The organism is Emcibacter sp., assembly GCF_963675455.1.
Classification (GTDB): Bacteria; Pseudomonadota; Alphaproteobacteria; order Sphingomonadales; family Emcibacteraceae; genus Emcibacter.
The window spans coordinates 2,963,705-2,981,825 of the sequence record NZ_OY776217.1; the positions used below are offsets into that span (position 1 = coordinate 2,963,705).

At 52.8% G+C, this 18,121-nt stretch carries 21 protein-coding genes; 12 read left to right on the plus strand and 9 right to left on the minus strand.

What is annotated here, in order from left to right; translation table 11 throughout:
- Positions 1-43 precede the first annotated feature (43 nt).
- The 4 genes from ACORNT_RS13725 (at position 44) to ACORNT_RS13740 (ending at position 4,183) form a co-directional block, all read left to right on the plus strand.
- Entirely contained in the window at positions 44-1,330 is a 1,287-nt protein-coding gene (locus ACORNT_RS13725) for an O-acetylhomoserine aminocarboxypropyltransferase (protein ID WP_321391934.1), read from the plus strand.
- A gap of 300 nt (positions 1,331-1,630) precedes the next feature.
- The gene (locus tag ACORNT_RS13730) at positions 1,631-2,572 is read left to right on the plus strand and encodes a CsgG/HfaB family protein (RefSeq protein ID WP_321391937.1); all 942 of its coding nucleotides are present in this window, start codon (positions 1,631-1,633) and stop codon (positions 2,570-2,572) included.
- A 357-nt stretch (positions 2,573-2,929) separates the two neighbouring features.
- Complete coding sequence (locus ACORNT_RS13735; RefSeq protein WP_321391940.1) at positions 2,930-3,316, plus strand: DUF4810 domain-containing protein; 387 nt, start codon at positions 2,930-2,932, stop codon at positions 3,314-3,316.
- An 18-nt stretch (positions 3,317-3,334) separates the two neighbouring features.
- The gene (locus tag ACORNT_RS13740) at positions 3,335-4,183 is read left to right on the plus strand and encodes a DUF799 domain-containing protein (protein ID WP_321391943.1); all 849 of its coding nucleotides are present in this window, start codon (positions 3,335-3,337) and stop codon (positions 4,181-4,183) included.
- 141 nt (positions 4,184-4,324) lie between these two features.
- Here ACORNT_RS13740 and cutA read toward each other — a convergent pair whose 3' ends face one another.
- Both cutA and ACORNT_RS13750 read right to left on the minus strand, forming a co-directional pair.
- Positions 4,325-4,678 (minus strand): divalent-cation tolerance protein CutA, encoded by a 354-nt coding sequence (gene cutA, locus ACORNT_RS13745; protein WP_321391946.1) that lies wholly within the window; start codon positions 4,676-4,678, stop codon positions 4,325-4,327.
- Positions 4,679-4,680: 2 nt separating this feature from the next.
- Positions 4,681-5,691, minus strand: coding sequence for a COX15/CtaA family protein (locus tag ACORNT_RS13750; protein WP_321391949.1), 1,011 nt, complete (start codon positions 5,689-5,691; stop codon positions 4,681-4,683).
- 441 nt (positions 5,692-6,132) lie between these two features.
- On the opposite strand from ACORNT_RS13750, the gene ACORNT_RS13755 reads away from it, so the two are divergent.
- Both ACORNT_RS13755 and ACORNT_RS13760 read left to right on the plus strand, forming a co-directional pair.
- Complete coding sequence (locus ACORNT_RS13755; protein ID WP_321391951.1) at positions 6,133-6,264, plus strand: hypothetical protein; 132 nt, start codon at positions 6,133-6,135, stop codon at positions 6,262-6,264.
- A gap of 56 nt (positions 6,265-6,320) precedes the next feature.
- Complete coding sequence (locus ACORNT_RS13760; RefSeq protein WP_321391953.1) at positions 6,321-6,521, plus strand: hypothetical protein; 201 nt, start codon at positions 6,321-6,323, stop codon at positions 6,519-6,521.
- Here ACORNT_RS13760 and ACORNT_RS13765 read toward each other — a convergent pair.
- Positions 6,513-8,819: an NADP-dependent malic enzyme gene (locus ACORNT_RS13765; protein WP_321391955.1), complete on the minus strand. Its 2,307-nt coding sequence runs from the start codon at positions 8,817-8,819 to the stop codon at positions 6,513-6,515. The genes ACORNT_RS13760 and ACORNT_RS13765 overlap by 9 nt on opposite strands.
- Positions 8,820-8,976: 157 nt before the next feature.
- Complete coding sequence (gene ald, locus ACORNT_RS13770; protein ID WP_321391956.1) at positions 8,977-10,077, minus strand: alanine dehydrogenase; 1,101 nt, start codon at positions 10,075-10,077, stop codon at positions 8,977-8,979.
- A 117-nt stretch (positions 10,078-10,194) separates the two neighbouring features.
- Here ald and ACORNT_RS13775 point away from each other — a divergent pair, with 117 nt between their 5' ends.
- Entirely contained in the window at positions 10,195-10,680 is a 486-nt protein-coding gene (locus ACORNT_RS13775; RefSeq protein ID WP_321391959.1) for an Lrp/AsnC family transcriptional regulator, read from the plus strand.
- A 4-nt stretch (positions 10,681-10,684) separates the two neighbouring features.
- On the opposite strand, the gene ACORNT_RS13780 is transcribed toward ACORNT_RS13775, so the two are convergent.
- Genes ACORNT_RS13780 through ACORNT_RS13790 form a run of 3 tightly spaced genes read right to left on the minus strand, consistent with a single transcriptional unit; the run spans position 10,685 to position 13,721 of the window.
- Positions 10,685-11,449, minus strand: a complete 765-nt coding sequence (locus ACORNT_RS13780; protein ID WP_321391962.1) for a glucose 1-dehydrogenase — start codon at positions 11,447-11,449, stop codon at positions 10,685-10,687.
- Positions 11,446-12,489 (minus strand): phosphotransferase, encoded by a 1,044-nt coding sequence (locus tag ACORNT_RS13785; protein ID WP_321391965.1) that lies wholly within the window; start codon positions 12,487-12,489, stop codon positions 11,446-11,448. Before ACORNT_RS13785 ends, ACORNT_RS13780 begins: the two co-directional genes overlap by 4 nt.
- On the minus strand, positions 12,489-13,721 hold the full coding sequence (locus ACORNT_RS13790) for an acyl-CoA dehydrogenase family protein (RefSeq protein ID WP_321391968.1): 1,233 nt from the start codon (positions 13,719-13,721) through the stop codon (positions 12,489-12,491). Before ACORNT_RS13790 ends, ACORNT_RS13785 begins: the two co-directional genes overlap by 1 nt.
- Positions 13,722-13,889: 168 nt before the next feature.
- Between ACORNT_RS13790 and ACORNT_RS13795 the strand changes: the two genes are divergently transcribed.
- The 3 genes from ACORNT_RS13795 to ACORNT_RS13805 all read left to right on the plus strand — a co-directional run bounded on the left by ACORNT_RS13795 (position 13,890) and on the right by ACORNT_RS13805 (position 15,200).
- Complete coding sequence (locus ACORNT_RS13795; protein ID WP_321391971.1) at positions 13,890-14,267, plus strand: hypothetical protein; 378 nt, start codon at positions 13,890-13,892, stop codon at positions 14,265-14,267.
- 146 nt (positions 14,268-14,413) lie between these two features.
- On the plus strand, positions 14,414-14,926 hold the full coding sequence (locus tag ACORNT_RS13800) for a PAS domain-containing protein (RefSeq protein WP_321391974.1): 513 nt from the start codon (positions 14,414-14,416) through the stop codon (positions 14,924-14,926).
- A gap of 112 nt (positions 14,927-15,038) precedes the next feature.
- Positions 15,039-15,200 (plus strand): hypothetical protein, encoded by a 162-nt coding sequence (locus ACORNT_RS13805; RefSeq protein WP_321391977.1) that lies wholly within the window; start codon positions 15,039-15,041, stop codon positions 15,198-15,200.
- Positions 15,201-15,227: 27 nt separating this feature from the next.
- On the opposite strand, the gene ACORNT_RS13810 is transcribed toward ACORNT_RS13805, so the two are convergent.
- The gene (locus tag ACORNT_RS13810) at positions 15,228-15,929 is read right to left on the minus strand and encodes a hypothetical protein (protein WP_321391980.1); all 702 of its coding nucleotides are present in this window, start codon (positions 15,927-15,929) and stop codon (positions 15,228-15,230) included.
- A 53-nt stretch (positions 15,930-15,982) separates the two neighbouring features.
- The gene (locus ACORNT_RS13815; RefSeq protein WP_321391982.1) at positions 15,983-16,504 is read right to left on the minus strand and encodes a MarR family transcriptional regulator; all 522 of its coding nucleotides are present in this window, start codon (positions 16,502-16,504) and stop codon (positions 15,983-15,985) included.
- 82 nt (positions 16,505-16,586) lie between these two features.
- Here ACORNT_RS13815 and ACORNT_RS13820 point away from each other — a divergent pair, with 82 nt between their 5' ends.
- Together ACORNT_RS13820 and ACORNT_RS13825 are read left to right on the plus strand one after the other, a co-directional pair.
- Entirely contained in the window at positions 16,587-17,477 is an 891-nt protein-coding gene (locus ACORNT_RS13820) for an EamA family transporter (RefSeq protein ID WP_321391984.1), read from the plus strand.
- A complete protein-coding gene (locus ACORNT_RS13825; RefSeq protein WP_321391987.1) occupies positions 17,474-18,115 on the plus strand; it encodes an NAD(P)-dependent oxidoreductase in 642 nt (213 codons plus the stop codon). The genes ACORNT_RS13820 and ACORNT_RS13825 overlap by 4 nt, the downstream gene beginning before the upstream one ends.
- Positions 18,116-18,121 lie beyond the last annotated feature (6 nt).

Consider the following 18,121-nt stretch of genomic DNA (forward strand, 5'->3'; position numbering starts at 1 on the left):
AAAGACCCAACACAGAGCCACACACAATATAAGGAATTGTCTTATGTCAGAAACACATAAATTTTCAACGCTTGCCATTCACGCCGGGCAACAATCGGACCCCACGACCGGGGCCTGCGCCACACCGATTTACCAAACGGCCTCCTATGAATTTGAAAGCCCGGAACAGGCCGCTGCCCTGTTCAACCTGCAGGAGTTCGGCAACATCTACAGCCGTCTGACAAACCCGACAGTATCCGTCCTCGAAAACCGGGTCACTGCCCTGGAAGGTGGCGCTGCCGCCCTGGCCGTCGCCTCAGGCCACGCCGCCCAGCTGATTACCTTCCATACCCTGATGGAACCGGGGGATGAAATCCTGGCGTCGACAAAGCTTTACGGCGGTTCCATTACCCAGCTCAGCCAGAGCTTCAAGAAATTCGGCTGGGGCGCCAATTTTGTTGATCCCGATCCGGCAAAGATGAAAGCCGCCATCAAACCGAACACCAAAGCCATCTTTATCGAGAGCCTGGCCAATCCCGGCGGTGTCGTCACCGACATTGCCGCCATCGCGGATGTCGCCCATGAAGCCGGCATCGTGCTGGTGGTGGACAATACACTGGCGACCCCCTTTCTGTGCCGCCCGATTGAGCATGGGGCGGACATTGTAGTCCACAGCCTGACCAAGTTCCTCGGCGGTCAGGGCAACAGCATCGGCGGTATCATTGTCGATTCCGGCAATTTTGACTGGATGAAAAGCGGCAAATATTCGACCCTGTCTGAACCAAGCGCCTCTTATCATGGCATGGTTTTCGGCGATGTATTTGGCGACGCCATGGGCAATATCGCCTTCGCCATCGCCTGCCGGGCAGTCGGTCTTCGGGATCTGGGACCGGCCCTGGCCCCTATGAACGCCTTCCTGATCCTGAACGGCATTGAAACCCTGCCACTGCGCATGCAGCGCCATGCGGACAATGCGCTGGAGGTGGCGAAATTCCTGAAAAATCACGACATGGTCGAATGGGTATCCTATGCCGGACTGGAGGACGACCCCTATCACGGCCTGCAGCAGAAATATATGCCCAAAGGGGCCGGCGCCGTCATGACCTTCGGCGTCAAGGGCGGCTATGAAGCCGGCAAGAAAGTGGTCGGTGCAGTGCGATTATTCAAGCATCTGGCCAATATCGGCGATACCCGCAGCCTGATCATCCACCCCTCCTCCACCACTCACCGGCAGCTTGGGGAAGCGGAACAGATCAAAGCCGGGGCCGGGCCGGATGTGATCCGTCTGTCCGTCGGCATCGAGGATGTGGAAGACATCAAGGCCGACCTGGATCAGGCCCTGCGCAGCTAAAAGTTATATTGGAAGCCGATAGTGCGAGCCAGCAGGCCGGTGCTCGTTTACAATAAATTTGGAGATATGTCCTTAGTACATATCTCCAAAAGACAAGGTATTATAACATCCAAGAATCTGAATTGATCATCACGCGCAGGCTCGAGGTTAAAATAATTTAAATGCTGAAAATAATAATATTATTGTCTTTTCATTAGATGAAGGATAGTAGTTAGTAAAATAACTTTGGGGGTTATCGATAATGCAATCGCTCACCATCTCAAGGTTTCTGTATTCTGCCGAAATATAGTTAGGTGAAAGATGGTAATTAAATATTCTTCAAATTGTTTGTACAGCGTACTTATCTCCAGCATTTTATTGGTTTTTCTTACACTGCCTCAAGCTTCTGCTCAGGAAGTAGAAAAAAAACCCAGCTTAATTTCTCAAGAGAAGAAATTGAAAACCAAGCTGGCTGTGGGACGATTCAGCAATGAGACAAATTACGGAATAAGCCTACTTAGGGATGGGGACCTTGATCCACTGGGTAAGCAGGCCGCCGATATTCTTACAGCCTATCTGACAAAAACAAACAATTTCCTGATATTTGAACGTCCCGATCTATCGAAAATAAAAAGGGAACAAAACCAGTCCGGCCAAAGTCAGAACATTGTCGGTGTCGACACTCTTATTCTGGGCTCCATTGTGGAATTTGGCCGCACTACTGATGGCCAAAGAGGCCTTTTCAACAAAAAGAAAGTTCAGGTTGCTCATGCCAAAGTGGCCATCAGGCTTGTAGATGTAAGAACTGGCCTAGTTTTTCATTCTGCCACTGGCGAGGGAGAAGCAACAACCGAAAGCTCAACAGTATTAGGCATGGGAAGCACCTCGAAATATGATGCCACCTTAAATGACAAAGCCATTTCCATTGCTATCGAGGATATGATTGAAGAATTAATCACCACGCTTTCCGGCCGACGCTGGAAGACAGATATCCTGCAAGTCGAAAACGGTGCCGTTTATATATCTGGTGGACAGCATCAGGGTCTACAACAAGGTGACCACCTTATTGTGATGAAAGAAGGCAAGACTATACGCAGCAATCAGAGTGGTTTTGATATTACATTGCCAGCGGAAAAAGTTGCGGAGATCCTAATTGAAACCACATTCGGCGACTCTGAAACTAATGAAGGCTCTGTGGCTAGAATTGTTTCGGGAACACTGGAAAACGGGCGACCTGCCGGGTTTTTCGTAACAGATCAGTAAAGACACATTCAACGGGGAATAAATATTACTATGCGTATTTTGCTACTGGTATTTTGCAGCATGGCTCTTGCTTCATGTGGCAGTATGCCTAGACATAAGAACATAAGATCAGACAGCAGTCCATCTATACAAATACTGGGAGCAGATCCAGGGGTTTCTGTATACGTGGACAACGTTCTGGTTGGCACTGTCACCCAAGAAACCAATCGCTTCCACATCAAGAGCGGCACTCATATAGTTGTAATTAAGTCCGGTGATCAAACAATCCGGCAGGAAAAAATATTTGTTGAAAGTGGCACGATAAAAAAAATAAATGTGAATTAACTTAAACTACCTTAAGAGGGGAATAATTTGATTATGAAAATTACATCCAGAGGTTTGCTGGTAATCCTTGGGGGGCTTTTTCTGGCTTCCTGTGGAACTCAAACCACATATGAGTGGAATGGCTATAGTAATCATTTACTTGCATATTACAAAAATCCGGATGAAAACCGAAAGTTTGCGGATCAATTGCTTGAAGATATTAAAAAAGCTGAAGAAAAAGATATGGTTCCGCCGGGTATGTACGCCGAATATGGTTATATGATGGTTGAGTTAGAAGAAAATGAAACTGCACTAGTCTATTTTTCTAAAGAAAAGGAAAAATGGCCTGAGTCCGTTTTTCTGATGGAAAAGGTAATTTCAAAAATTTCAAGCAATGTTGAAGATGCTGATGCAGAAACAACACCTGCAGCCACCGAATAATTCCTGGGGAGCGGATTTATGACTAAAATTAAAAATTTCATTATGGCTGCTGCAGCTTTACTGATGGCAGCTTGTGTAAGCGCGCCGGAATACAAGGATTATTCCTCGTTCCGAGAAGCGGACCCGCATTCAATTCTTATTGTTCCTGTTATCAACCATTCAGAAGAAACCGAGGCTGCTGATCTGTTCCTGACGACAGTTGCTGTACCACTTGCCGAACGGGGCTACTATGTCTTCCCTACTAACATGATTAAGGGCATGATGGAAAGGGATGGCCTTGCCGATCCCTACCTTGTTCACAACGCGGATACGACACGACTGGCTGAATTGTTTGGTGCGGACAGCGTTGTCTACATTGAAATTCTGGACTGGACAAGCAAATATAATGTCTTGTCATCTGGTATAAAAGTGCACTTCCTTTATACAATTAAGGATGGTCATTCTGGAAAATTACTATGGCAGGATGAGCAAGTTTTCCTCCATAATAATTCGTCAAGTTCTGGAAATATACTTGCTGATCTCATTGCAACTGCTGTTGTTGCCGCTGTAGACAATGCCAGATCCGACTATACTCCGGTTGCTCACTCTGCAAATGCACAGGCACTTTTGCTTGAGGGCAGAGGTATCCCCAACGGTCCCTACTCCAAAAATTATAACAAAGACCTCAAGCAGTTCCCTGCATCAGGCTCAGGGCGGATTTCAGATGCTACCTCTATCGCCGTGTCATATCAGACAGATCCTAATGAAGGTATGTCAGGTGCCGAAAATCCTGATCAGAATGAAGTGGAGAATAGCGGTTCAAATGAAGGGAACAGTGATACAGAGACAACAACAGATCAGCCTGTAACTGAACCTACGCTGCCATAACACTTAAGATCAGAATTATTCAACTTACTTACCTGATCGACATAATTTATTCCCTGCAAGAGCGTGCCCTTGCAGGGATTTTTTTTATTCATTACCACACCGTAAATAAAATGGTCAGAAGAGAAATACTATCATTTTTTCTTACATAAAATTACTCGAAAGATCCTTACCGATCTCAGTGTCAACACTGCCCTCAACCCATTTGAGGTAAGCCGGATTGCCGCCGGCAATCGGCCAGACGGTGACACAGGGCACATCATAGGAATGAAGATCAATGATACGGGCGATAGCCGCTTCACGCTTTTGCTCAACAGTTTTGAGCAACAACGCCACCTCGGTCTCCTCACAGATTTCTCCCTGCCACACGTAAACTGACGTCATGCCGTCAAGAATATTGGCGCAGGCCACAAGCTTTTCCGCCACCAGGCGGCGGGATATGGCAAGCGCTTCCTCACGGTCTTTGCAGGTTACATAGATGGTGCAAAAACCCGACATATTCATTTCTCCTGTTTCAGCCGGTGAAGGAAAAAGAGGCTCGCCGAAAGAAGAAGCACAGCACCGGCCTGATGCAGAGCGGCCAGCAGCACAGGCACCACATAGACAAGGGTCAGGATACCCAGCGTGACCTGAAACAGAACCGCTGCCATCAGCAGCAGGCCGGCCAGCGGCCGGTCACCGCGACTGTTCCAGACCAGCCAGACAGCCAGACCTGTGACAATATAGGCGCCGATCCGGTGGTCAAACTGGACGGTCATGAGATTTTCAAAAAAGTTCATGTACCAGGGAGTTTGATCGAACAATCCGTCCGGGATAATCGCCCCATCCATCAGCGGCCAGTCTGTATAGATAAACCCGGCATTCAGTCCGGCCACCATTCCTCCCAGCAAAATCTGAAAGAAAATAATCCCGACGAGGACTGAAGCCGGCCGGACCAGAAGCCGTTCATTACCCCGGGGAGAAACCAAATCCAGGGCGGTCCAGAAAATATACAGATAAATCAGTACCGCCAGGCCGAGATGGGCGGTAAGCCGATAGTGGCTCACATCCGGCTGGTCCACAAGGCCGCTCTTGACCATCCACCAGCCCAATAGTCCCTGCAAACCGCCAAGCACAAACATAACCCACAGCTTTGGCTTCAGCGCCGGTTCAACCTTTCGCCGCAGCAGGAAAACCATAAAGGGGATAAAAAAGGCAAGGCCGATGATACGGCCGAGAATGCGGTGACTATATTCCCAGAAAAATATTCCCTTGAACTCGTCAAGGGTCATGCCGCTGTTGACCTTCTGATATTCCGGATACTGCTTGTAGGCCTCAAATTCTTCCTGCCATTGAACTTCATTCAGGGGCGGAACAATTCCATGCAGCGGGTGCCAGTGCACCATGCTCAGGCCGCTCTCGGTCAGGCGGGTGATTCCCCCCACGACAATCATCAGGAAAATCAGGGCACAGACAGTGAATAACCAGATTGCAATTTGACGGTTATTTTTTTGTCGCTCTTCATTAATCATGGACATCCCTTTCCGCCATGTTCCTATCGCATTGAAACCCTGTTTTCAAGACGTTAGAACGGACATCGGCTCGCCGTCTCTGATCATGGTTAATTTTGCATCAAATTTTAACCAAAGATCATAAATCCTTCACCGACCATGGATAACATTTTATCTATGGAAAGGATGACTCCTGATTACAGAAACCTGCGAATTTACAGCAGCCTCTTTCTGCTGACAGGCCTCTTTATATTCTTTCTGTTCCCATACAAAGGTCAATGCCAGGATATCAGTCTGCTGACGCCTCCCCCGGAATCCAGCGATCCCGGTTTCCGGATCATCAGCACCTACAAAGACGGACTGACAGAAAACAGCCCCACAGAACCAATAAAATATTCTTCTTTTTCTGATAGTTACTTTATCAAATTAAAGTATAAAATAAAGAAGGATATATATTTTCTGGTGGGACGGAAAATCAAATATACAGTTGATCCCGGACTCTATGCTCCGCCTGGAAGCTATGAATTTAACCCGGGCCTGACCCTGAACAGGGCGCCTGCCCTCGGCCAGTTCAGCCTGATCATCAGATATTGACAGCCCGCCCTGATCCCCTTACCTAGATTATCCGAACACTGGTTAGCGGAGCCTCCATGGACGTCACCACCACCTATAGCCTTCTGGCACTAAGCCTGCTGCTCGTCGTGCTGGCCAATATCATGGCGCGCCGGCCAAAGCCACTGGGGCGCGCCTGGACCATTCCCTGGAACGGCCTGCAGTTTGTCTTTATTATCGTCGCCATTCTCATGATTCGTCATCTGGTCACCCTTTACGGCGGAAACGGCTCAGTCTGAGACGACCGGGGCAACATCCTCCCGGCGCATATTGTTTTTCGCATCAACTGCCGCAATGGCAGTCATATTGAAAATACCGCGGGCACTGGTCGCCGGTGTGACAATATGGGAGGACTGGGCTGCCCCCAGAAGGATCGGCCCCACCAGCAAACCGTTATCGATATTTTTCACCATATCCAGACAGATATTGGCCGCATCCAGATCCGGGAAGATCAGCAGATTGGCCGCGCCCTTGAGACGGCTGTCGGTGATCAGTTCGTTGCGCAGGTTTTCATCAAGCGCGGCTGCGGCATGCATTTCCCCGTCCACTTCCATGTCGGGGAACTTTTCCCGCAGGATCCGGGCAGCGTGCCTCATTTTGCGGGCCGACGGCGCCCGCGAAGAGCCGAAGTTGGAATGGGACAGAAGGGCAATTTTCGGTTTGATGCCGAATTGCTCCACCTTGCGGGCGGCGGCAATCGTGGTTTCAACAATCTGGTCTGCTGTCGGGTCAACACCCATGAAGGCGTCGGCCAGGAACAGGGTCTGGCGCGGCAGAATCAGGGTGCTGAGGGTCGATATATCCTGTGATCCGCAGCGTTTGCCGATCACTTCAATAATATAGCGGATATGGAAGTCGAAACGGCCATAACTGCCGCAGATCATGGCGTCCGCCTCACCCCTGAGCACGGCCAGGGCGGCAATCACCGTGGTATTTGTGCGCACAATGGTTCTCGCCGCCTCAATGGACACCCCCTTGCGGCCGACCAGGGAATGATAAAGCTGCCAGTATTCCCGGTAACGCTCATCCTTCTGCGGGTTGATCAGCTCGAAATCCTCTCCGAGCTTCAGGCGAAGACCCATTTTGTCAATACGTTGCGCCACCACATCCGGTCGGCCAATCAGAATCGGCAGCGCCATTTGCTCGTCAACAACGGCCTGCACGGCGCGGAGAACGGATTCACTTTCGCCTTCCGCATAGATGATCCTTTTCTTCAGGCTCTTGGCTTCCTCAAGCAGAGGCTGCAGCAACATATTGGATTTGAAAACAAAGTTGCCCAGTTTCTCCCGATAGGCATCAATATCTTCGAGGGGACGGGTCGCAACGCCGGAGTCCATGGCCGCCTTGGCCACAGCCGGGGCAACTTCAAGAATAAGGCGCGGATCGAAAGGCTTGGGAATGATATATTCAGGTCCGAACTTCAGCTCTTCGCCCCGGTAGGCATCAGCAACCTGTTCAGAGGTTTCACGATAAGCAAGATCGGCGATGGCCTTCACGCAGGCGACTTTCATTTCCTCGTTGATGGCGGTCGCCCCCACATCCAGGGCGCCCCGGAACAGGAAGGGGAAGCAAAGCACATTATTGACCTGGTTGGGATAGTCGGACCGGCCTGTGGCGATCACCGCATCGGGTTTGACCTCCAAAGCATCTTCCGGCAGGATTTCCGGTGTCGGGTTGGCCAGGGCCAGGATAAAGGGACGATCAGCCATTTTGGCGACCATATCCTTCTTCAGAATACCCGGCGCACTCAATCCCAGGAAAATATCGGCTCCGGCAATGGCATCATCCAGCGTGCGCATGTTGGTGTCGACGGCATAACGTTCCTTGTAGGGGTTCATGTCTTTTTCACGGCCCACATAAACCACACCTTCGACATCCACCAGAATGATATTTTCCTTGCGCAGCCCCATGCTGACCAGCACATCAAGGCAGGCCAGAGACGCAGCCCCGCCGCCGGTGGAGACAAGTTTCACTTCCGACAGCTTCTTGCCGACAACACGCAGGCCATTATAAATGGCGGCCCCCGCAACAATGGCGGTGCCATGCTGGTCATCGTGAAAGACCGGGATGTTCATTCTTTTTTTGAGGGCTTCCTCGACAATGAAACATTCCGGCGCCTTGATATCCTCCAGATTGATGCCGCCGAAAGTGGGCTCAAGCGAGGCCACAATGTCGATCAGTTTTTCCGGGTCACGTTCCTCAATCTCGATATCGAACACATTGATACCGGCGAATTTCTTGAACAGAACCGCCTTCCCTTCCATCACCGGCTTTGCGGCCAGCGGCCCGATGGCACCAAGTCCCAGCACAGCCGTGCCGTTGGTCACTACACCGACAAGGTTTCCGCGGATGGTCATGTTGGCCGCTTCGGCGGGATCGGCAACAATGGCCTCACAGGCATAAGCCACGCCCGGGGAATAGGCCCGGGCAAGGTCACGCTGGTTGGCCAGTGGCTTGGTCGGCACAATCGCCAGTTTACCGGCTACAGGCTCTGTGTGATATCGAAGGGAAGTTTCTTTGAGTTTATCGTCGGGCATCGTCGTCTGTCCATATCGCGCTGCTTTTTGAGGCAGTCTGTTTTACCATTCCCCTATAAAACATATATGGAAGAAAAATGGTACTGTTTCACACGAAATTATCAAAAAAAGGGAGGCCAAAGCCTCCCTTTCCCTGTAAACGTTTCAACGCCTGAACTTACAGCGGTTTGTATTCCTTGCCAAGGTCACGGGCAACCGCTTCATAGGTAATGAAACCACCGGAGACGTTAACACCGTTTTTCAGGTGCGGATCATCAGCAACCGCCTGCTTCCAGCCTTTGTTGGCCAGCGCCAGACCGAACGGCAGGGTGGCGTTATTCAGGGCAAAGGTGGAGGTCCGGGCAACCGCGCCAGGCATGTTGGCCACACAATAGTGAACCACACCGTCGACAATGAATGTGGGTTCCGCATGGGTGGTGGCGTGGGAGGTTTCAAAACAGCCGCCCTGGTCGATGGAAATATCCACCAGCACCGCACCGTCTTTCATTTTCCCGACCATTTCAGCCGACACCAGCTTGGGAGCTGCCGCACCGGCGACCAGAACCGCACCAATCACCAGATCGGCGTCCAGCACAGCATCTTCCAGATCATGGCCGGTTGAGAAACGGGTTTTCACCGCGCTCTGGAACCGGTTGTCAAGCCGGCGCAACACATCAATGTTGCGATCAAAGATACTGACATCCGCGCCCATACCCACCGCAATTTCCGCAGCATTCATGCCGGACACGCCACCGCCGATGATGACAACCTTGGCCGGCGCCACACCGGGCACCCCGCCCAGCAGCAGGCCGCGACCGCCTTTTTCCTTTTCCAGGGCATGGGCCCCGGCCTGAATGGACATACGTCCGGCAACTTCACTCATCGGCGCCAGCAAAGGCAGGCCGCCAGCCTTGTCGGTCACCGTTTCGTAGGCGATGGCGGTACAGCCGGAAGCCATCAGAGCCTCGGTCTGGGCCGGATCCGGGGCCAGGTGCAGATAGGTAAACAGCAGATGCTTTTCTGTCAGCATGGCGCATTCGTTAAGCTGGGGTTCCTTGACCTTGACGATCATTTCCGCTGTGGCAAAAACTTCTTCAGCGGTCGCCAGGATTTCCGCGCCGACAGCCCGGTAAGCGTCATCGGTAAAACCGATACCTTCACCTGCACCGGCCTGTACAAAAACCTGATGGCCGCTACGAATGAATTCCGACGCGCTGGCCGGTGTCAGACCGACGCGGTATTCATGAACCTTGATCTCTTTTGGTACACCGATAATCATTTTAAATCTCCCTGTCCTGTAGATGGCGCAACAATAGCGCAAATGCCACCGCATGTCCTTGCGAAGTGGATCATGTTTTCCTTGTTTATTCGCAGAATATTGCGTACAAATACAATTATGAGAAATAAATTTGATAACACAAAGCTCGACAAGATTGATTTTGCCATCCTTAAGACCCTGCAGGAGGACGGTCGCATCAGCAATGCGGACCTCGCCGACCGCGTTGGCCTGTCCCAGAGCGCCTGCCTGAGAAGGGTCAGGGCGCTGGAAGAGGAAGGCATTATCATAGGCCATTCCGCCGTCGTAGACCAGACCGCCGCCGGCTATCCGGATAATGTTTTTGTCCAGATTACGGTGGAAAAGCAGACCAAGGAAAAGCTGGCCGAGTTTGAGAAAAAAGTAAAAGAATGCCCGCAGATCATGGAATGCTACCTGATGTCAGGGGATGCGGACTATCTGCTCAGGGTAATCGTCTCTGATGCCTCGGATTATGAACGGCTGCATATGGATGTGCTGACCGCCCTGCCCGGCGTCAGCCAGATCAAAAGCAACTTTTCCCTGCGCACGGTAACCAAGACTACTGTGGTGCCGTTCCGAAGCTGAAGGTTCAGGAGGCGGTAAGTCCGCCGTCAAAAGCCACAGCCTGGCCGGTCATAAAGCTGTTCTCGGCGGAGCAAAGCCACAGCATGCCTTCCACGATCTCATTAACTTCGGCAATACGATGCATCGGCACCCCCCGAATAATCTTTTTCACCGCCTCCGGATCACTTTCCAGAAACCGCTGCACCATGGGTGTTCCGGTCACACCCGGGCAGATGGCGTTGACCCGGATGTTGTAACGGGCATTTTCCACCGCCGCGGTCCGGGTGAGCCCCACCACCCCGTGCTTGCTGGCGGCATAGGGGCCCAGATTGGGTGCGCCGCCAAGACCCGCCACAGAGGCCACATTGAGAATCACTCCCTGCTTGCGCTCGATCATATGCAGCAGCTCATATTTCAGGCAGTAGAAAACCCCCTTCAGGTTCACATCCATGACATCGCCCCATTCTTCGTCGTCGCACTGGGCAAGCGGCATGTTCGTATGCTCGATCCCGGCATTGTTGATGGCCACATCTATGCGCCCCAGCACGCCGATCGTACCCTGGATCATATCCTGCACGTCTGTCTTTTTGCGCACGTCGCATAACCAGTGGGTGACCGTGGCGCCAAGCGCCTCGGCCTCGCGGACGGTTTTCGTCAACGGGTCCCGCTCTATATCCGACAGGGACAGGTCCGCCCCTGCCCTGGCAAAGGCCATAGCCACCTCCCGGCCGAAGCCGGAGCCCGCACCAGTGATCAGGACGGATTTTCCTGAATAGTCATAATTGCTCATTGGATTTCCTCTCCCCTGTTGATCACGTCAATGGCGTACCCGGCAATAACCGGTACGATCGCGCCCATCATATGGGCCTTTTCACTGGAGGCATTGCCGTCCAGCGCCCGTTTGTAAACCCCCTGGACAATGGCCGCGAGCCGGAAGAAGTTAAAGGCCAGATAGAAAGGCCAGCCTTCGATCTTCCCGATCCCCCGCCGGTCGCAATATTGCCGTACATAGTCCGCTTCGGTCGGCAAACCCCCGGCTGGCCGGTCTGTCTCCCCCAGTCCCTTGATCCCCGGGCTTTCCCGCGGCAGCCGCCACTGCATGCACTGATAGGACAGATCCGCCAGCGGATGACCCAGGGTGGACAATTCCCAGTCGACCACCGCGATGATCTCCGGCTTTTCCTTGTGAAAAATAAGGTTGTCGAGCCGGTAATCGCCATGGATCAGGCTGACACTGCCGTCATCTTCGGGCATATTCTCCGGCAGCCAGGTCATCAGATATTCCATTGCCTCGATCTGAGAAGTGCGGCTGGCCACATATTGTTTCGACCAGCGCCCGGTCTGGCGCTCGAAATAATTACCGGGGGCGCCATAGTCGGAAAGCCCCACGGCCTCCAGATCCACGTCATGGATCGCCGCCATCACCCGGTTCATTTCATCGTAATAAGCCTTCCGCTCCGCCTTCGGCAGTTCCGGCAGCACCGGATCCCAGAAGATGCGCCCATCCTCAAAACTCATGACATAGAACCAGCTGCCAATCACATTGTCATCCTGACAGAGATGATAAGGTGTTGCCACAGGCACGTCAGAACCTTGCAGGGCGGAGATGACCCGGAACTCCCGATCCACCGCATGGGCAGACTTCAGCAATGTGCCCGGCGGCTTGCGGCGCAGGACGTAGGCACCGCTTTCGGCCTCTATTTTAAAGGTCGGGTTGGACTGGCCGTCGGAAAATTTGGATGCCGTCAGCGGCCCTTTGAAACCCGGCATATGCTGTTCGAGGTACCCCGCGAGTTTTTCTTCATTCAGGTCGTTCACGGCAGGGGCCATCAGCCCTCTCCCCCGGACCGGTATTTGCCCCGGTATTTGCGTAGGAGCTGTTTGGAGAGCGACATCATATGCACCTGGTCCGGCCCGTCGGCAAGACGCAGGGTACGGGCATAGGCAAAGGCCCGGGGCAGGAAGAAATCCTGGCTGACCCCGCCGCCACCGTGGATCTGGATGGCCCGATCGATGATGGTCTGCGCCATCTGGGGAGCCACCACCTTGATCATGGCGATCAGGTCACGAGCCACCTTGTTGCCGTAGCGGTCCATATGGTCCGCCGCTTTCAGGGTCAGCAGCCGGGCCTGCTCGATCTCGCATTCACAGCGGGCAATGTCCTCGCGCACGCTTCCTTGCGCACTGAGCGGTTTGCCAAAGGCCACACGGCTGTCGGCACGGGCGCACATTTCCTCAAGCGCCCGCTGGGCCACGCCAATCAGGCGCATGCAATGATGGATGCGGCCCGGGCCGAGCCGTCCCTGCGCAATCTCGAACCCCCGTCCCTCGCCCAGCAACAGGTTGCTGGCCGGGACCCTGACATTTTCAAACAACATCTCCGCATGGCCGTGCGGCGCGTCGTCATCACCAAAGACTTTCAAAGGCCGCACCCGGGTCACGCCGGGCGTATCCATCGGCACCAGGATCATCGACTGCTGATGATGAATGTCGGCCTGCGGGTCGGTTTTGCCCATAACAATCAGGATTTTGCAGCGCGGATCCATGGCGCCGCTGGTCCACCATTTGCGACCATTGATGACATAGTCATCCCCGTCGCGCTCGATCCGGCACTGGATATTGGTGGCATCGCTTGAGGCCACCTCCGGCTCGGTCATGGCAAAGGCGGACCGGATGGTTCCGTCCAGCAACGGCTCCAGCCATTGTTTTTTATGCTCCTCAGAACCATAGCGGACGATCACCTCCATATTGCCGGTGTCCGGGGCCTGGCAGTTGAAGGCCTCCGGCCCGATCAGGCTCCGGCCCATGATTTCCGCCAGCGGCGCATATTCAAGGTTGGTCAGGCCGGCGCCGTAATCGCTTTCCGGCAGGAACAGGTTCCACAACCCGACGGCTTTGGCCTTCTCTTTAAGTTCCTCCATCACCGTCGGGATGGACCAGCGTTGGGCCTCCGGCTCGATATGGGCGAAATAGCTTTCCTCCGCCGGATAGACATGCTCTTCCATAAAGGCAATCAGCTTGCCCCGAAGATCCTTCACCTTGTCGCTATAGTCAAAATCCATGACCGTTCCCTTTCTCCCAGACGCCTGCCGGAAAGGATAACACCGGGCCGGCAAATTTTCAAACGGTCGTTCGAGATAAAGTATCTGACAGATATATTGATTGATCAGGCCTTGAATCTTTACGGCAAGCAGGTACAAGAAGGGGGATAACAGAAGGAACCAAGACTTATGTTCGGCCTGACCAAATCCCAGATGACCGTGATCGGCTTCGTGCTGTTCTTCCTCGCCGTGACCTTCGGCGGGGAGCTCTATAACAACTGGCTTTACGAGAAAGAGCAGCATCTGCCCCGGCTGGTCATGCGAATTGTACAGACGGACGGCGAGGAATTTTTCGTCAGCATCACCCAGAAGCAGTATAAGGAAGGCGTGACCGACCTGATGCCGGTGGTGGACAGCCTCTATCCGGACCGGGACGGATTAGCGATGTCGGAAACCGTCGACTGCCTGGAGTTCCGGCAGAGGATGAAAGAGACCCTGTCGGTAGCGGGCAAAGCGGAACTGAAGTCCGGCTGGGAATATGACGCCTGTTATCCGGAGCGGAAGTGAGGACAAAAGAGCCCGGAATGCCCAAGCTTTAGACCGTGAAATAAACTCCAGACTATCATTTGATCTGTTACAAGCCTATATTAGCTGAGGTGATTAAATCCCGAACTTAAGGCCAGTTTTATGCTCGCCAGGATTCGCGTAACGGTATGACCAGAAATAACAGTTTCAAAATATGGGATATGACCAGCCAGGCCGATTTTGATGCAGCTGACCTTAAGCCGGACATGCATCGCCTTCTGCTCGACCACTGGCTGACCTCCAGAACAGACGGCAGCATTCCTCCCAAAACAGCTCTCGATCCCCTCAGGCTCAGGTCCATCCTCCGCAACCTGCTGATGGTGGAAGTCCATGCCCCGCCCACAAGGTTTTTAGTCCGGCTTGCCGGCACTGAAATTGACGATCTCATGGGCAAAAGCAGTTCGGGATACTGGCTAGATGAATTTCCCAATACCGAGCCGATTATCGAGCGCTTTAACTGGATTCTGAAAAATAAGCGGCCCTATTACGCCATTGGCCGCCATTACTGGCCGGAAGGACATTTCAAGGAGTATAACACCCTTACCGTTCCCTATTCACGGAACGGGACTGACGTGGATTATATTGTCTCTTCCTGTAACTTTTACTGGAAATCTCTTTTCGCAGATAAAAGTCCGGAGTGAAAATAGCGTTCTAACCTTCCTCACACCCGCTCAAAAACCCCTTCAACAACCTGTTGAACTCGGGCCGCTCCGTCTCTGTCAGCCCCTTGACCAGATTCTGCTGGCTGGTCACATGGTCGAGAAACTTTACCCCGACCGCGAGGTCCTGGCGATGTCGGAAACCGTCGACTGTCTGGAGTTCCGCACCCGGCTGAAAGAGATCATGTCGGTGGAGCGGAAAAAAGAACTGAAGTCAGGCTGGGAATATGAGGCCTGTTATCCGGAGCGAAAATGAGGGGATGAAGGCCGTATTTTAGTTTTTTTACTCGCCTAATTTAAGAGCACTTATCATTCGATCTCCACCTAAAAGATCAATTAGTAACTCTCTATGACTTATAATTAACCCACACATAAGTGCTATGCCATATGCAAATTTGTATTTGGGCTCAACCAAATCATATATTTTTGTTAAATTTTTATCACTTTGAATGTACGCTATTGCCTCCCCTTGATTTGCAAATTTACCTTTTGACAAATCAAAAGGATGAACTGGTCTGCCGCTTTTCATCAATTCATCTATCATCATTTCTCTAACAAATTGTAATGCCAACTGAGACAATCCGCTATTAATATTCTCTCCTAGTTGGTCATAGATATATTCAATATCTTGCTTATTCTCTTCTAGAGAAAATGATGAAGGAGCGTGAGCTAATCTATTTCTTATTTTCCTTAAAGTATGCACTGCTTCAATTAAATAAATTGGGAGTAATCTACAAACCAATGCAGTATTCAATTTTGAAGATAGCGTTCCTGCGAACCCATTATAATCTAATATTTCTTTCTTCTTCTTCCGACCTATATTTTGCGGAACTAACTTATCAAACAATTGGTATAATTGCTCATCAATCACTGAAAGACCAACAAGTACCGCCCCCCTGTCAGATTCATTAATGAGAATTGGCAAAGTTTCTTCGACTATTGTCTGCACTTCAGGGTGAGATATAATGTGGTCGAGGTCTGGCATATTTAAAGCTTCTCATCTTTGCAATTAATGATAATTCTATTGCCTTAAAAATTCTACTTATCAATTTCAGTGCTACCCGAACTTCCTTCCCTGCCCTCAAACCCGCTCAGAAAAACTTTCAACAATTCATTCAATTCCACCCGCTCTTTTTCCGACAATCCTGCCACCAGTTCCTGCTGGGTGATCACATGATCCTGCAGCACCTTGTCAATCAGCGCCCCACCCTTTTCGGTCAGTGAAATCAGGAAACTGCGCTTGTCCTCTTCACTCCGGATCCGTTCTACCAGCCCCTCTTTCGCCAGTTGGTCGATGCGGTTGGTCATGGTGCCGGAGGTGACCATGGTCGCCGCCATCAGGTCGCCGGGCGACAGCGCATAGGGCTTGCCGGACCGGCGTAACGTCGCCAGCACATCAAAGCCCGACGCGGTAAGTCCATGAGCGGCATAGTTTTTTTCCATACCGCGGCTGAGGTGCTGAGAAATCCGTTTCACCCGGCCAATCAGTTCCATCGGGCCCACATCCAGGTCCGGACGCTCCCGTTTCCATTGTTCAATGATTTTGTCGACGTGATCCATAGGAGGACTATTTCAAAATAATATCTTGACGTCAAGATTTTTATATTTATCTTGAGGTCAAGATATTTATACGGAGATCAACATGACCCGACCCATCGACACCCTGCTCACCGCACTGGCCCCGGCCATCTGGGGAAGCACGTTTCTGGTGACCACGGAATATCTGCCGGACGGCTATCCGGTGACGGTATCGCTGCTGCGCGCCCTGCCCGCCGGCCTCTTGTTGCTGTTGCTGGTCAGGAAACTGCCGCCCCGGGACTGGCTGGGGCGCCTTTTTATACTCGGCGGGCTCAATTACACCCTGTTCTGGATTGCTTTATTCATCGGCGCCTACCGGCTGCCGGGCGGGGTCGCCGCCACCATCGGATCCGTGCAGCCGCTGATGGTGATTTTTCTCGCCAGCCTGCTGCTCGGCCACCGGATCGCCCCGCTGGCCGTACTGGCCGCCCTTTCCGGGCTTGGCGGTGTGGCGCTGTTGTTGCTTGGCCCGGAAGCGCGTCTCGATCCAGTCGGTATTGCCGCGTCGCTCACCAGTGCCGCCGCCATGGCGTCGGGCACAGTCTTAAGCCGCAAGTGGCAGCCGCCGGTCAGCATGCTGACCTTCACCGCCTGGCAGCTCACTGCCGGGGGTCTGCTGCTGATCCCGGCAGCGCTGATCCTGGAGCCGCCGCTGCCTGCGCTCACAGCGGAAAATATACTCGGCCTTGCTTACCTCGGCCTGATCGGTGCAGCGCTGACCTGCTTTCTGTGGCTGCGCGGCATCTCCCGTATGGAACCCTCGGCGGTCTCTGCGCTGGCGTTCCTGAGCCCGGTGACGGCAACCCTGCTGGGCTGGGCCATTCTCGATCAGTCCCTGACGCCACTACAGCTTACCGGCGTCCTGATTATTCTTGCCAGCGTCTGGTTCAGCCAGCATCTGGCTTCCCGACCCTCAACCCCAAAAACCCAAACTGTGAAAGGAATAACAACATGAAAATTACCATCTTCGGCGCCGGCGGCGATGTGGGCAGCCGGCTTGTAAGCGAAACCCTCACCCGCGGCCATGACGTGACCGCCGTGCTCAGGACACCGGCTTCGATCGGAAAAATCCCCCAGGGCGCAAATGTCAGTATTGCGGATGTGGCGGACACGGAACAGATTGCCCGCCTCGTCAAGAGCCAGGACCTGGTGATCAGCGCCGTGCGCCCGCCCGAGGGTCAGGAAAAGGACATGGTCGGCCTGACCGCCTCCGTCCTCAAGGCCTGCAGCACGGCCGGTGTGCGGGTGCTGGTGGTCGGCGGGGCGGCAAGCCTGAAACTTTCCGACCGCCCGGGCTATACGGTCCTGACCGCGCCAGGTTTCCTGCCCGATGAATATAAACCGATTGCGCTGGCCAGCCAGGCCCAGTTCGAACTCTGTATGGCCGACAGTGATGTGGATGTGACCTATATGTGCCCGCCAGCCATGCTTGAACCCGGTGAACGGCTCGGCCACTACAGGACCGGCGGAGATACCCTGCTGACAAATGAGGACGGCGACTCACGCATCAGCATGGAGGATTTCGCCGTCGCCTTGCTTGATGAAGCCGAACGGCCCAGACATAAAGGCGGGCGTTTTACCGTTGCCTACTGAAGCCTC

Coding starts and splice junctions, on each gene's coding strand:
- ACORNT_RS13815 (WP_321391982.1), bottom strand. CDS start 16,504: ATGGATCACGTCGACAAAATCATTGAACAATGGAAACGGGAGCGTCCG.
- ACORNT_RS13760 (WP_321391953.1), top strand. CDS start 6,321: ATGGACGTCACCACCACCTATAGCCTTCTGGCACTAAGCCTGCTGCTC.
- ACORNT_RS13810 (WP_321391980.1), bottom strand. CDS start 15,929: ATGCCAGACCTCGACCACATTATATCTCACCCTGAAGTGCAGACAATA.
- ald (WP_321391956.1), bottom strand. CDS start 10,077: ATGATTATCGGTGTACCAAAAGAGATCAAGGTTCATGAATACCGCGTC.
- ACORNT_RS13820 (WP_321391984.1), top strand. CDS start 16,587: ATGACCCGACCCATCGACACCCTGCTCACCGCACTGGCCCCGGCCATC.
- ACORNT_RS13765 (WP_321391955.1), bottom strand. CDS start 8,819: ATGCCCGACGATAAACTCAAAGAAACTTCCCTTCGATATCACACAGAG.
- ACORNT_RS13795 (WP_321391971.1), top strand. CDS start 13,890: ATGTTCGGCCTGACCAAATCCCAGATGACCGTGATCGGCTTCGTGCTG.
- ACORNT_RS13725 (WP_321391934.1), top strand. CDS start 44: ATGTCAGAAACACATAAATTTTCAACGCTTGCCATTCACGCCGGGCAA.
- ACORNT_RS13740 (WP_321391943.1), top strand. CDS start 3,335: ATGACTAAAATTAAAAATTTCATTATGGCTGCTGCAGCTTTACTGATG.
- cutA (WP_321391946.1), bottom strand. CDS start 4,678: ATGTCGGGTTTTTGCACCATCTATGTAACCTGCAAAGACCGTGAGGAA.
- ACORNT_RS13785 (WP_321391965.1), bottom strand. CDS start 12,489: ATGGCCCCTGCCGTGAACGACCTGAATGAAGAAAAACTCGCGGGGTAC.
- ACORNT_RS13750 (WP_321391949.1), bottom strand. CDS start 5,691: ATGATTAATGAAGAGCGACAAAAAAATAACCGTCAAATTGCAATCTGG.
- ACORNT_RS13775 (WP_321391959.1), top strand. CDS start 10,195: ATGAGAAATAAATTTGATAACACAAAGCTCGACAAGATTGATTTTGCC.
- ACORNT_RS13730 (WP_321391937.1), top strand. CDS start 1,631: ATGGTAATTAAATATTCTTCAAATTGTTTGTACAGCGTACTTATCTCC.
- ACORNT_RS13780 (WP_321391962.1), bottom strand. CDS start 11,449: ATGAGCAATTATGACTATTCAGGAAAATCCGTCCTGATCACTGGTGCG.
- ACORNT_RS13735 (WP_321391940.1), top strand. CDS start 2,930: ATGAAAATTACATCCAGAGGTTTGCTGGTAATCCTTGGGGGGCTTTTT.
- ACORNT_RS13800 (WP_321391974.1), top strand. CDS start 14,414: ATGACCAGAAATAACAGTTTCAAAATATGGGATATGACCAGCCAGGCC.
- ACORNT_RS13825 (WP_321391987.1), top strand. CDS start 17,474: ATGAAAATTACCATCTTCGGCGCCGGCGGCGATGTGGGCAGCCGGCTT.
- ACORNT_RS13805 (WP_321391977.1), top strand. CDS start 15,039: ATGGTCGAGAAACTTTACCCCGACCGCGAGGTCCTGGCGATGTCGGAA.
- ACORNT_RS13790 (WP_321391968.1), bottom strand. CDS start 13,721: ATGGATTTTGACTATAGCGACAAGGTGAAGGATCTTCGGGGCAAGCTG.